Annotated in this window: 13 protein-coding genes; 3 read left to right on the plus strand and 10 right to left on the minus strand. The window is 49.6% G+C overall.

The window, feature by feature from the left end:
* Positions 1-784: 784 nt before the first annotated feature.
* The 10 genes from PHX60_RS06710 to PHX60_RS06755 form a co-directional block, all read right to left on the minus strand.
* Positions 785-2,449: a hypothetical protein gene (locus tag PHX60_RS06710; protein WP_300076082.1), complete on the minus strand. Its 1,665-nt coding sequence runs from the start codon at positions 2,447-2,449 to the stop codon at positions 785-787.
* A gap of 371 nt (positions 2,450-2,820) precedes the next feature.
* The gene (locus PHX60_RS06715; RefSeq protein WP_300076084.1) at positions 2,821-3,735 is read right to left on the minus strand and encodes a ParB/RepB/Spo0J family partition protein; all 915 of its coding nucleotides are present in this window, start codon (positions 3,733-3,735) and stop codon (positions 2,821-2,823) included.
* Positions 3,736-3,752: 17 nt separating this feature from the next.
* Positions 3,753-4,964 (minus strand): ParA family protein, encoded by a 1,212-nt coding sequence (locus PHX60_RS06720; protein WP_300076086.1) that lies wholly within the window; start codon positions 4,962-4,964, stop codon positions 3,753-3,755.
* Positions 4,965-5,118: 154 nt separating this feature from the next.
* On the minus strand, positions 5,119-5,313 hold the full coding sequence (locus tag PHX60_RS06725) for a hypothetical protein (RefSeq protein ID WP_300076088.1): 195 nt from the start codon (positions 5,311-5,313) through the stop codon (positions 5,119-5,121).
* A gap of 106 nt (positions 5,314-5,419) precedes the next feature.
* Entirely contained in the window at positions 5,420-5,638 is a 219-nt protein-coding gene (locus tag PHX60_RS06730) for a hypothetical protein (RefSeq protein ID WP_300076090.1), read from the minus strand.
* Entirely contained in the window at positions 5,619-6,035 is a 417-nt protein-coding gene (locus PHX60_RS06735; protein ID WP_300076092.1) for a hypothetical protein, read from the minus strand. Before PHX60_RS06735 ends, PHX60_RS06730 begins: the two co-directional genes overlap by 20 nt.
* Before the next feature lie 171 nt (positions 6,036-6,206).
* Positions 6,207-6,515 carry a hypothetical protein gene (locus PHX60_RS06740; RefSeq protein ID WP_300076094.1) on the minus strand — a complete coding sequence of 103 codons (309 nt, stop codon included), beginning with the start codon at positions 6,513-6,515 and terminating at the stop codon, positions 6,207-6,209.
* 47 nt (positions 6,516-6,562) lie between these two features.
* Entirely contained in the window at positions 6,563-7,069 is a 507-nt protein-coding gene (locus PHX60_RS06745) for a FlhC family transcriptional regulator (RefSeq protein WP_300076096.1), read from the minus strand.
* Between the two features lie 53 nt (positions 7,070-7,122).
* The gene (locus tag PHX60_RS06750) at positions 7,123-7,524 is read right to left on the minus strand and encodes a hypothetical protein (RefSeq protein WP_300076098.1); all 402 of its coding nucleotides are present in this window, start codon (positions 7,522-7,524) and stop codon (positions 7,123-7,125) included.
* Between the two features lie 29 nt (positions 7,525-7,553).
* Positions 7,554-8,561, minus strand: a complete 1,008-nt coding sequence (locus tag PHX60_RS06755) for a hypothetical protein (RefSeq protein WP_300076100.1) — start codon at positions 8,559-8,561, stop codon at positions 7,554-7,556.
* Between the two features lie 46 nt (positions 8,562-8,607).
* On the opposite strand from PHX60_RS06755, the gene PHX60_RS06760 reads away from it, so the two are divergent.
* The 3 genes from PHX60_RS06760 to PHX60_RS06770 all read left to right on the plus strand — a co-directional run bounded on the left by PHX60_RS06760 (position 8,608) and on the right by PHX60_RS06770 (position 13,501).
* Entirely contained in the window at positions 8,608-9,984 is a 1,377-nt protein-coding gene (locus PHX60_RS06760) for a TraI domain-containing protein (protein WP_300076102.1), read from the plus strand.
* Positions 9,985-10,055: 71 nt separating this feature from the next.
* A complete protein-coding gene (traD, locus tag PHX60_RS06765; protein WP_300076104.1) occupies positions 10,056-12,878 on the plus strand; it encodes a conjugative transfer system coupling protein TraD in 2,823 nt (940 codons plus the stop codon).
* Complete coding sequence (locus PHX60_RS06770) at positions 12,875-13,501, plus strand: DUF4400 domain-containing protein (RefSeq protein ID WP_300076106.1); 627 nt, start codon at positions 12,875-12,877, stop codon at positions 13,499-13,501. Before traD ends, PHX60_RS06770 begins: the two co-directional genes overlap by 4 nt.
* Positions 13,502-13,785 lie beyond the last annotated feature (284 nt).

The raw sequence follows: 13,785 nt of genomic DNA on the forward strand, positions 1-13,785 counted from the left end.
CTTCCCCTTGGGGACTGTTCTCTGAAAGACTGGGATAGTTATTAGGGCGCTTTGCTTTTTCGGTGAACGCAGCGTTCATCGTTTTGGGTGAACGCTATATGAAGAAAAGAATGGGTGGGTGCCGTGGGCTGGGACGGGTTCGAGTCCGGTCTAAGGCATCCCATTTCACACAAGTCGGCGATACTTTTTTAGGATGTGAAAAAGCACTTTATTTGCTTAAATTTTGTGCAAATTTGGTACTTTGGAGTATGGTCAGCGGGCAGCTAAGGACTCACTTTTCATCCAATTTCACAGAATTTTCCACGTAACCCATTGTTTTTTAATGGAAATACTTGTGTGTAATGGCATGGGTCTAAGGCAGGCATTTGTGGAGCTTGTACGCGCTACAACTGGGCTTGTGGAGCACAAAGACGGCTTTGCACTACGAAAAGTAGGGGTGCCATGAGTCCAAGTTTGGACTTTGTGCGGCTTTTCGTTGACCGGCCAAATTTGGCCGGTCGTACTTTGGCGCAAGGGTGGCGGTACAAAGTGGTGAGCGGGCGCTAAAAAACCTCGGCCCTTGTTTGAGCCGATGCCGCTTCTGGCCTTGGCATGGGCCAGTTCGCTTTTTTCCTGACCGGCCAAATTTGGCCGGTCGTGTTTTAGCGCAAAAGATGGGGTGGAAGGTGGTCAGCGGGCACAGAAAAACCTCGGCCCCTGTTTCAGCCGATGCTATTTCTGCCCTTGGCGTGGGCCAGTTGAATTTTTTCCAACCGGCCAAATTTGGCCGGTAGTTTTCCCGCTGTCAGGCTGGGGCGAAACCGCCTAGCAAATTGCCCAATCCCTGCCAGCCCGATTGGCGCGTGGAGGATGATTGCGTTGCTTTTGTCGCTGGGGCTGCCTCTGGCGGTGGTGTTTCGCGCTGCGGTTGGGATGGCTCCCAGCTTTGCACCGTGGCTTTATCGACGGGGATGAGCTGGCCTTTTTGCAGAAGCTGGGCCACCTTGGTCACATCGCTAGGGGGTACAGCCAGCCATTGAACCTTGTGCGCCTCCTTGCTCTGCACTTCCTGTACCTTCGCCATGCGTATCCAGTCGTTATCTACGCTGAAAAGCACGGTTTTTTTCGTCGGGTTGCATAGCCATCGCTGTGGTGATGCACTTGCAGCTGCAAACAGTGCGTCCATATTTGCGGCTACAGGCGTGCCATGCCAAGGATGGACGCGCCCTTCGTCCTCAATTTGTGGTTGGACAATCGCTTCGCTTGCCGGTGCTGGGGTCGGTGGTGTGAACACTAAAGGCGGTGCATCTGCATCTGCATCTGCATCATCCGATGGTGCCGTTTGCCATTGCTCCAGTTGCTCTTTTGTTACCGCGAAAATCGTTCCAGCACGTATGGCCTGCGCGATAGATGGGGTGTCAAGCACCACAGACCATTTCGCCAGTAGCGGGTTGCATACGAAATTTTCGATGTTGGTGCGCTCCAGTACGGCGCTGCTGCTGTTCCACTGCCAAACATAGAGGCGCTTTTCGCTGGACAACAAGCCCGTCTGGGCCAAGGCTTGGCGCAAAGTGCTGGCATCATTTGTCGTTTGCTGCTCTTGCGCTGTGGCTTCTTGCTGCTGCGCTTCCCGCTGGCGTTTAGCTGCCAGTCGGCCTTGCCAGTCGATGTTGCTACTGAGTAACTTGACGGTGTAAGCGTAGGGATTTTTGGCCTTGGCAATCGAATCCTCTGCCAGCTCAACGATGTGACCTAGCATCAAGCCCGCTTTGCTTGCCATGCCCATCAGTTTGCGAATCGCAGATGCCCGCAATCCCAGATGCCTGAGTGGCATGAGGTCGTCAGGCACTTGGTTGTTGGCATAGTACGCCGCTTGTGGGTCGGGCTGCGCTTGTGGTGGGCTAGGGTCATCAGGCTGCGCTTGTGGGCTAGGCTCGGCAGCTGCCACAGCAGCATCGCTGGTGGCAGGGGTGGGTGGGCCGTTGCTTATTTCGATTTCGATGTGCTGGGGTGGTGTTGGCTCCAGCACGACGGCGGCGCGAATAGCAATTTGTTCTTCGGTGGGAATGGGCATTACCGGATGGTCTTTGGCACGGCCACTGACCAGTCCCAATGTTTGCAAGGCCCAAGGGGTCAAGAAAATGTCGCTGACCTGCATTCCCAGTCTGCGCGACTGCACTTGGGAGCGAACAATCCACTCTTTGCTTTCGAGTTCCTTCTTGATTTTGCAAATTTTGTTCACGCTCACATGTAGCGTCTGCGCGAAGCATTCGTTGCTGATGCGAACGGAATTGGCAATGTCCTTCGTTTGGATACTGCGAACCACGGCTTGCAGTAGTAGGCGTGCGTAGGGCTTTAAGGCACTGATGGCTGCAATGCGGCAATCGGTGGCACGGTCTGCCGCACGGGCAATGCTCGGCGGATAGGGTGCAGGTAACGCAAATTCATTAGATGCGAGAGTGGCAGTCATTTTTTTGAGGGCGAAAAATCCCCCGTGTTGCCAACTGCCACAGAAAAGTCCTAAAATCGGCGCAAGTTAGTTTTTTGCGCTGTTTTTTCTAGGACTCGTTCTTGGTGGCAGCATGGGCAACCCGATGAAAGCCACTTCTTGCAGGAAGTGGCTTTTTTCGTTAGCGGGGTACGGTGACGAAGGTTTCGGATGTGTGTGTCAATGTCTCCTTGGCTTGGATAGGATTGTCGTGGTTGTTAGAACGGAATTTCCCACAAATATAGCAGGGTCAACGTGAAGCATTCGATTCAGAATTGAGCAAAATCTGTGGTATAAGATGCCCAAAAATAGATGAAACTGCTGCACTGTCGGTTGTCCTGCGTTCCAGAATTTCAGTCGGCGTTTTCCTTCTTCGCCTGTTCGGAAGTTTCTTTCAGCATTTCTTCTATCTTTTTCCAGTTATCCATCGCACTTTTGTCGTCTGAAAAAACGATTGTCATTCTGTTGGATGAAAGAGCCATTTTCGCGTAGTTTTTCTTTCCGCTTTTGATGACGGAATTGATACCATTTCGCGTAACTTTTTCTTTCTCCTTGCCACCATTTTTCATCCACTCCATAGCAGATTTTTGATTCATGCTACCTGCTTCGATAGCCTTAATGGCTTGGATGGCTAGTGCTTCGTTGTTCTTTGCCAGTGCAACAAATTCTGATGCGCTGTTCATACCGATTGCATTAGGCACACGGGCCAACTCGGCCATGACCGATTCTGGTAGCCCGTCAAATGACATGATGCGCGATACTGTACCCTGACTGACACCTGCTTCTTCTGCCAGTTTTTCTTGATTTAATCCTTTTGATTTTTTTCGCTGGGCGAACCCCAAGTATTTTTGAAAGTCGGTGAGTTCTGGGCCAAGTAAGTTGTCATAGAAAACCAGACGTTCAGCTTCATCATCATCTAAACTGCGTAGCGTGGCTTCGATCTCAAGACGATCTAACAGGCGGTATGCAGCCAGCCTGTGCCGACCGGCAATAAGCTCTAGTTCTCCATCGTTTCTTCTTCTTCTTAAAACGATAGGTGAAGACAGCGGATTCTTCTTTAAGTTTTCAGCTAAATCTTCAACCTTCTTTGGGTTTATCGGGTATGACTGATAAGGGCTTTCGTGAATCAGTGCAATAGGCACTAAGAAAGGTTTGCCTCCTGTATTTCCATCACCTATTCTGGGTAAATTTGCTGCCGCTGCATCAGAATCCTGTCTTGTGACTAGGCCCGATCTTTTGATAATTTGTCGATTGTTTGCTATGTTCATTGAAAAACTCCAAAAACTTAGACCTTCTTTTTCGGGCCTCTGGGGCGTGGCAAAACAAGAGGCAACAGTCCAGCCAATTGAATTCCATAAGCTCCAATAAGTGATTGTGATAAATCAACCATCGCCCGTGCAGCGACACTGCTGGGTTCCTTTTCAATAACAGGCGCACTCATATCGTCATTTTCAAGCGAAACTTGTCGCATGAAGCTGGCTGCGCGTGGGATGATATTGGGATCGACTTTATCTGGATACGCTTTGCGTAGAGCTTCTAAAGAATCCGTGCAGGTAGCGATGTTGGAAACGAAATTGTTTGCAATGATCCTAAAATCAAAATCTACCTCGGGAAATTCCTCGCTCATCTCTTGGATGTTGGAGGCCATGACTTCCATTGCTTTTACAGACTGTCCATCCAAACCGACAACGGCCAGTAAATTTCGTGCCGCATACATCAGCGAAAAAGAAAGTTGGCTTGTGCTGGGGGCACCATCTATCACGATAACATCGTACCTGCTCAAGAGGTTCACATGGGCATCAAAGAATCTTTGCACCAGCTTTTCCCGCTGTCTAACCGCACTGATGAGCCAACTATCTAGGTTGGTGAGCGTAATATCAGACGCAATGAGGTCAAGCATTCCTCCTGGATAAATAGGGCGGATTGCCTTCTCTAAGGTTTCGTCATCCAAAGGAGTTTTGCTCTCATAGTGAGCCTGCAAAAGTTTTCCTATGTGCAGAATTTCCTCTGTAGCCCAGTCAATACCGAAAAGGCTAGTCAAAGATGCTTGGGGGTCTGTATCGATCATCAGCACTTTGTAGCCTTGCATGGCGAGGCAGGCAGACACATTCCCTGCAACGGTGGTTTTTCCCACGCCACCCTTAGCCATTCTGACGTAAATGATAGGCGGCAGTGTGTTAGCCCGTCGAGGTTCAACATGGACATCCATGAGTGCGAGTCTGGCCTTGCGAATGTCGGATGCTCTATACACCCGATGCTGGCCCTCGCCGCTAACAGACAGTTCGCCCGGTGAAAAAAGCGCCTTGAATGTGATGTGTGATCCAGACCATTTGCAAAAATCGACTGCCTGCTTTTGACGAATTATTCCGCGCATTTCGTTTCCTCTTGTATTTTGTTGGCGCATTCTATCAGTTTTGCAAAAAAAATTCATAAAAAACAAAAAATTACAAACATCTCGTTCAGTTGCTGCATTCCTGTAGAACATCAACTTTTGCATCTTATAGCTGGACAGCTATTCGTAACTTATTGATTTTTAACAGTATTCGGGCCGAATAACGCCTTTGAGTTGGTGGAAACAGGCGAAAAAGCCCAAGCCAGCTGTGGTACTGAACTTGGGCTTGGGTCTGCCGCCTTAGCGACTTGGGATGTCTTTACGACTGCTTGCCGGTGCCTGTTTCTTCTTCTTGGGTAGGACTGGTGTCATCTTCGTCATCCGACAGCGTTTCCAAGAGCAGGTCAATGTGGCTCTTGGCCCGCTCAAGTCCGTTGATGGTTTCTTCGCGGGTTTGGCTGTTGTCACCAAAAAAACTTTGGATAGCGTCGATCATGATTTGAGTCTTGTCCATAAAATTCCTTTTGTATTAACGAATATATAAGCCTATTTTTGTATTTGCTGGTACTTCTGGTGTTTGATAAATCCTCCAAAGTTTACGAAATATTCTTTGTATGCAATCAAGAGCTTTGACTCTTAACTGCATAAAGTGTGTGTATGCCATTGGGCAATTTTTTCGCACTGTTGAGAATAGAAAATCCTGTGCAGTGGCCGTTTTCAACGGTAATTGCAAAAACGGGTTCCAAGTTGTTAATGAATTGCAAATCAAGAAGATACGGTGAATCTCTAAGTTTGAGAGAGGAATTTTCTTCTTGCTGTTTAGGCTGCTTTTTGTTCATTAAAAATTTTCGATTTCGTGAATAAACCGGGAGATGATTTTTCTATCTGTTCATCAGCCCAGGCACCCAATAAAACGGCAAGTATTCTGCTATCGATTAAACTTCCATTGATTTTGGTATCTTGATTTTTAGCTATCTCGTGTAGCTCTAAGATTGCCCCAGTGCTATCGGCAACAATCTTAAATTTAGCAGCACCGCTAATGAGCATGATTGGCTCAATGCTGCTAGGCCATTGACCAGACAAAATAAAATTACCTGAACCATCTTGACTAACGTCGCTGCTGGTTGGGAAAAATGTGTTAGCCCGATTGATAGCGATTTGCAGGCCAATGGATGCCGCAACAGCTAGATACCGCAGGTGTGGGCGTGTAACTTGCACTGATAAAGATTGACTCATTGAAACTCCTTAGTGATATTTCTATTTCACCACCTTTCAAGGGATAGTCAATTTTGATTGTTGGCGCTTATCGTGTCGAATTTGTAAAGCATCCAAAATTTAGCCCCATTTTTGGCGGGCGAAAAAAAACCGGCCAAACTTGGCCGGTGTGCTTTGGTGGAATGTGTGCCGTCAATGGCTGGTGATTTCAGTGGGCTTGTCGGTAGATTCTGTCGCTTCTTTGATTAGTTGAATGCGTGCGGCGAGTGGCCCAATTACTTCAACAATGGGAGTTAGTGCAAGAGCCAGCAAGGGTTCAGTATTTTTGCTCGTGATTACAACTTGCAAAAGGGCTGCTGATGCGGCCTCCAAATGAGTGATGGCTTCGTGTAGTTTCGCGGGGTGCATGATAGAGATTCCTCTCAAGGGGTGGTTGGTTTTTCTATCGTACTCCAAACCCGACGGGATGCAACTTTGAAAAAAAGCCACCATTACCAGCATGGCAGCTTTCTTTGGTAGCGCAGTTTTTTCTGCGGGAGGCTAATGAACTATCGCTGTTTTTTGTTGGAGCAGATAGGGCAAATGCGCTCTACTTCCGATTCATCAGCCAGGTAAACACCATCGCAGCACTTGCAGCGACGCAACTGTAATGGGCATTTCCGATTTCCGATCAGGCCCATTTCGTCGGTGTAGGAGGTGACGAGGTAGTGCGCCCGACTGAACGGGATCGTGTAGTCGTTCTCGGTGGGCCGGAATGCTGGATCAGTGGCTTTTGCAGCATCAAATTCGCCGTATGCGATCCGTGCGTAGTGGTAGTACGTATGGGCAAACGCTGCATAGTCCGGCAGCCTTGTTTTTGACTGCGCGTAAAGCATCAGTAGAAGCGCTGAATGGTAGCGCCGCACGGCTGTTTTGAGAAACCAACCCAAATCGTTGGGCTGCTGACCCGATGGAGAACTGCGCTTATTCTCGGCGTGCCAAATGCGGCGCGCATCAGTCAATGAAATACCTGTGATGCGACTGATAACGCAGGCGCGCGCCTGCATTTTTATCATTAGCAAAACCCAAGATGGGATGCCTGCATCTGCTGAAGGTGGGTTGAACGCTGTCAACGTTTGCCCCCTTTTGTAATCACATCCAAGGGCATGGTCTTGGTGATAGCAGCGACTGCTTCTGGTGAACCCAATCCAGAATCAATAATTTGCCGCAAAACTGAGGCATCTTTGAAACGACACTCAACCAGCGGTAGCCCATAGGCTTGCGCCATCAGCATCCCCGAACGCCCAGAGTTCGCTAGTTCATCAAGCACTTCGCGGCTGACACCCAGCAATGAAGGTGCTAGAGGCTCAGAATCGCCCAGGCGTGCAGCAGTTAAGCACAGCTTAAAAAACGCTTTGTTCACTTCCTCGATGGCTTCTTGCATCGCAGGCCCACAAACCCGATGAATATCGGGTGGACGAGGTGCAATTTCTGGCAATTTTTTCTTCCCGGTATTGCTATTTTTAGACATTTTGATTCACCTAAAAAATTATTTGTCGCTTAAAGCAAAGAGGGAGAGAGTTGATTTGCCAAAATTCGCAGGCGCTGTGCAGCCGAAGTTAGCAGTGGAGTGACGTTTTCCGGGTCAGTGCTAGAAAGTTTTTGCATCAAGGCATCGGTGTATTTCGTCATCATGGCTTGGATGTCTGCGTTCAATGCCTCCAATACATCCTTGGCTTGTCGTTTGGCTGCCATCTCGCTTTCGTAGCGGGTTTTTTCGGCTTTGAGTCGCGCTGCATCTTCTTCCAAACGGGCCAATTCACGCTGGCGGAAAGCGATTTCTTCGCCCAAGCGCTCTTTCGCCTCCATCTCGGTTTTAATGCCATCTGGAAGTTTGTGTACCACATGCTCCACAGGTGTAGACAACTTTCGCGTGAGCTGCTTCACCTTCTCTTTTTCCGCCATGATCTCGGTTTCACGAGCGTCAATAGCTTGATTGAGGCGGTGAAGTGCTTTGTTTTTTGTCTCAACTTCCGCTTTCGTTTCTTTAAGTTCGCCTTCCATTTCTTCCAGCTTGCGGCGCAGTTCTTCTGCCGTTGGCCCTTTGTTTTGGGCTTCTTCTGCCAATTGCTCCCCCATTTCGATAACCATGCGATCCTGAACATCTGGCGGTGCATCGGCCAAGACGAGCAAGGCGCTACGGCTGAGGACGCTCAAGTCCGGCATTTTTTCACCTGCGCTTTCCACTCGGCGAATCAGTGATAACAACGAGCGTCCAGTTCGGATCGAGTGGCGAATATTGCTCTGGCTCAAGCCATACGACTCGAAGTTGGTAGCGCAAAACTGTTCCCAGCCAGTCTCGCCGCTGGCCTTAAATTCTTCACGGCAAAGAAAAAGGTGGATGCACATTTGCATCGCAGAGACGTTGAGGTTCTGGTAGTGCTGGAGCACCGCCATCGCGTGCTGCATGATGATTTGCTGGCGGTCTTGTCCCTCCTCCTCCGAGGCGAACATATCGATCATCACGGGCTTCTGGAATGCTTGTAAAACGGCAGGAGAGTAGTTCATAGGATTAAAAATGTGAAAAAAACAAGAACGGGCGAACTTTTCAAGCATGACCGAAGAAGCACCCCAGTTAAGTTTTGAAAAATTCGCAATTGCGGCAATCTTTCGATTAAGAAGACACTTCTGGTGCGTGCAACCTGTGCGGATGCACTCACACACGAAAACTCCACAAATTTTGTTCGCAGAGCTAATTGGTCGAAGTCACTTCTCTGACCTACTGACGGCTTGTGCAATCCAGCGTGATTCTTTCCTAACACAGTACGTCCCGATGGCGGAACGCTTGGCCATGTGCGTCCAGAACCTGCCGCTTTCACCGTCTGTTTGTAGCCAGCCTGGTGGCGCGCTTCAATTTGGATTGCAAGCTGGGCTGTTGGCAGTGCGCTCATGCGATGCCGTGATTTTTGCCCCCAAGGCCACAGCACAAGAGCGGCAACGTGACGATCCGCTTTATCGCTGGTGCGCTTATTGCGCCACATTAGCCAGCGCCTACCTGATGTGCGCGGGTGCCGTGGAGGTTACGTTGGCTGATGGCCATCGCCACAGCTTTGCAGGGCGTTTTACGCTCGGGGAGTTAAATACCAAGTTCAGCGCCAAATGGCGTGATGAACCCGCATTGCCACAGCAATCAGGATTGATTTATGTGCAGACATTTTTCTACCCCGGTCAATTTAGCCATCTATCACCTGCGCTTTTAAATCAACTGGGGGCCGCCATCAACCCGGCAATGGTCATGAGCGGCACGGAAAGTCCACTCGCTAAAGTCGTGCGTATGTCGCTATCGCGGGTCTTGGAATTCTTGCGGGAACAAGAATCGCAGGTGATTGGGGGTAAAGCCGCCAGCGTGATGGTTGATATTCCTGTTGCGGTAGCCAATGGGCCTGTCCACGATCCGTTGCGTCCTGAGTCATATTCAGCACACGCTACCGCGCCTGCGTCGCCAGCAACGGCCTCGGCTCCAGCACCTAGTTCACCAGCGGCTACCCAATCCACTGGTGGAACTGGTTCCAGCACCACGCCAGCAACAGCAGGCGCAGCGTCCCCAAAGGCAGCCACTTCCGCCACAACATCCTCTCCTGCCGCCAATCAGGTCACGGCTAATTCTTCGCTGCCATCACCAGTCCCGTCTGGTCAGCCAGAGACACCGCCGCCTACCGTAGCGGCCCCCGACATTACCCAGGGTATTTCGATCAAGGTTGTGGAGTGGGTTCGGGCGCTGGCTTTTGGATCGCATCCCGATGTCGAGGTGCTGGAGGGCGGCAATTTGAAAATTGGACGCAAGGCGTTGGGGTTCGGTGCCCTTCCGGCAGCTAACTACACGGCCCTTTATGAAGCTAAGTGCGTGGTGGAAAAGTTACCCGATGGCTCTGCCATCTGCAATGCCAAGTTGGCAGCTATCTATCAGCAAGCGAAAGCCTCCAAGAAATAAGGCTGAGTTGGTGCTGGCGTTCTTTGTACGACCGGCCAAATTTGGCCGGTCTGTTTTTTTTGGAGAGTCTTGTGGGTACTAGGTCATACGAGGATTTGTTCCGTCGCGGGTATGAGGGCTATGCGGCCATCGGCTGGCTTGCTGGATCGGTCACTCTGGTGGTCATGCAACCGCCGTGGTGGTGGCTGATGATGCTGGGCACCTTGGCGATGGCGGCTGCTCGCACGCAGCAGCTAAAGAAATTGTGGGAGTTCCGACTGGCGTTGTCGCTATCACGGATGAGGACAATTACCCTGCCATTGCTGATGAAGCGATCACGCTTGCAGCGAAAGCGCGGCTTGCTATCACTGGGGCGTGGTTTTATTTGGTCGCAAAAGCACGCTGAGATTTCTACGCAAATTTTGAATCGCAATGTGGATGAGTTGCCTGATTTGCCGGAGTTTGTTCGCAATGCAGTAGATCGGTTGGAGCAGATTCCAAAAAATAAGCGCACGCAATTCGACAATATCCAAGCGGCGGTGCTGGATGGAGTCCTACCCAAAAATAGCAAGCCAGTGCGTGATTCGGACATCGGAGCGCCGTGGATTCACGGCGTTGGCATTGCTGAGGAAAAAGATATTGGCATTCCCTTCACTTCACTGCCGGGTCACACACTTATCACTGGAACCACACGCGCTGGCAAGGCCCAGCCACTCGACTCGAAAGTGCATACGCCTACTGGCTGGATACAAATGGGGAAGATTCGGGTAGGGATGCTGGTGAGTACCCCGGATGGTGGGCGGGCGAAGGTTTTGGGAATTTACCCCCAGGGTAAATTGAAAATTTATCGCATCACGCTAGAAGATGGGCGGCAAGTTCAAGCGTGTGGAAACCATTTGTGGGAAGTCTTTGAAAGGACAGTTCCGCTGCAATATCAAGTGGGCTTGCGGAAAAAAGATAGCGATACACCTCAAGTTTTAACGACTGAAGAAATTATTGCGTTAATGAAAAATGGCTTGAGTAACTTTCACATTCGATTGCCCAAGCCTGTTTACAAGAAGAAAGTCAGCACCCCCATTGATCCCTATATCTTCGGCTGTATGCTCAGTGATGGTTTTGATAATGCTGATGTTGAAGATTGGGAAAAGTGCATTCCTCAAGAATACAAGGATTCTTCAATAGAAGATCGGTTTGAAATTCTGCGTGGCTTGTTCGATAACGATGGCAAGGTTGTTAAGACTGGTGCCGTTTATTACAGCACTAGCAATAAAGATTTGGCGCTGGATGTTGCTGAAATTATCTGCTCCTTGGGTGGCTTTTCCATCATGAAAGAAAGAGTAATTCAAGCGCAAAATCAGAATAACGAAAAAAGCAAAGCCTGGTACACGCTGTCGATTCGATTTCCAAATCCTAAAATACTTTTTTCTAGCGAAGAAAAGCAAGCCATAGCGCCTGCTGAATATAAACCCGGTGGCAAAGAGTTGGCTGTTGCAATAGCACGGATTGAGGCATGTGCTTTGAAAGAAGCGCAGTGCATTTTAATTGACCATCCTGAGCATCTCTATATCACAGACGGATATGTTGTTACGCACAACACACGGCTGTATGAGCTGATTACCGCGCAGATTGTTGATATGGGTTCGGCGCTGATTGTGATTGACCCGAAAAAAGACATTGATTGGGTGTCGATGCTCAAGCTGCAATGTCGCCTGACGGGCCGCAAATTCCTCTACTTTGATCCTGCACAGCCAGACAAATCCATCCGCTTGCAGCCACTGCAAAACTGGAACGGGAAAAGTGAACCTGCTACCCGGATTGGCCAGCTGGTAGATGCGGATGGGAGTTTTGCAGCCTTTGCGTGGAAGACGCTATTTCGGGTGCATCGTGCGCTGATCGCTGCTGGTGAGAGGCCCACAATTCGCAACACCAAGCGCTATGTCCAAATGGGTGTCGAGGGCTTGGCAGAAAAAATCCTCACGATTCACTTTGCCGCGAAGCATGGGCCTGATTGGGATCGGGACTTGAAAAACATGCCGTCGGGGTCTTCTGGTGGTGGAGGTAAAAACAATGCCCCACTGACACGGCTAGATTGGTGCATTGCCAAATACCTGCAAGAAGGCGACACGGACGACACCATCGAAGGCATCATTTCGATGGTGAAGCATTCCAAGGAGCATTACAGCAAGATGGTGCAGGTGCTGGAGCCTATCTTGGAAATGCTGGGTTCAGATGAAATTGGTGATTTGCTATCGCCTGATCCACAGGATTTAAGTGATACCCGCCCAATTTATGATATGCGCCGTGTTGTGGATGAAAAAGCGGTACTGTATATCGGCTTGGATTCGCTATCGAACAAAATTATTGCCTCGGCCATTGGCTCTATTTTGTTGGCGGACTTGAGCAGTACCTTGGGCGCAATCTACAATTTCTCGGAACCCACAGATGCTTACCTGTTCGTCGATGAGGTGGCTGAAGTTGCAAATGATCAGCTTATCCAAATTCTGAATAAGGGTGGTGGTGCTGGCATTAAAGCGTTTTTGGCTATGCAATCGATTGCTGACTTGACGGTGCGCTTGGGAAGCAAAGATAAGTGTGAGCAAGTTTTAGCTAACTTGAATAATATCCTGAGCTTGCGGATTCGCAGTGCTGAAACTGCAAAGTACGTCTCTGATTTATTTGGGGAAGTTCAAACGCGACAATTAGAGGTTTCATATAGTTCGGGTGCTGAATCTAGCTCTGCATTTACTGAATTTAGAAGCAACACATCGCGCTCGCTAAAAGCAGAAAAATCAGCCTTGGTATCGGCTGCGCTTTTAATGCGCTTGCCGCCACTACACTTCTTTGCATTTCTCGCTGGTCGAGGAATTTATAAAGGAGCATTAGAATTTATTGAAGCGAAACGGGAAGCACCATGATCGAAGTAAAGAATCAATTTGTCCGCCACGGATTATTCTGGATTTGGGTGCTACCATTTGCCATATTCTTGTTGGTGCCTGCATTTGTGAGCCGAGAGGAAATGCAGATTCCGCCAGCAGAAATAGCGCTGATGCAAGAGTTGGGGCAAGATGTTCAAAAAATAAACGAAAGGGCAGATCGGGTTTTTACTGCCGTTTTTTCTGATGCTGCAAGATTTTCAAAAAAACTTTTAACGTCCTCGGTGAGTCTGGATGATCCATCCAGTATCAGACGTACTGCTGCTGCCACGGTCAAATACCACGATAACTTGTGGCACATGGTTTATAGGGCGGTGTGGCGGCTGGCGGGGTTGTGGCCTACATTTCTTGCGTTGGCCCTTGCTGTGGCCATGCCTGCCCTAGTCGATGGACTGGTGGTACGCGCAAAAAAGATCGATGTTTTTGAGTCGCACAACCCGGTGTTCTTTTGGGGTGCAGGGCATTCGCTGGTGATGGTGGTTGGTGTGTTCGTCCTGTTGCCGCTGCTGCCCTACACTATCAGTATGCCGGTGCTATATGGGACGGTGGGGGCCATCGCACTGGCCCTGTGGGTGACGGCGGCAAACCTTCAGACAGGAAGCTAAGCCCCGTTTGCTTCGTTCCAGACAAACCGGCCAAATTTGGCCGGTCGAACAGGATAGCCTACATAGGCAGGTTGAGTTGAAGTAGGGCGGTGGCTTGGAGTGTGTAGGACGAGACAATCATCCGCAAAATTCTAGGTTTGCCTAACCGGCTGGCTATTGGCGTTTCCCTATGGATGGGGTAGGATTGTGCAATTTTATCCGACTGCTGGCCAGCGCGAGGCAGTCGTCTAATCCTAGTTAGCCGCTATTTCAATCAACAGGGGGAACTCATGGCAATTTCGAAG

This window comes from Giesbergeria sp. (genome assembly GCF_028686475.1).
GTDB lineage: Bacteria > Pseudomonadota > Gammaproteobacteria > Burkholderiales > Burkholderiaceae_C > Simplicispira.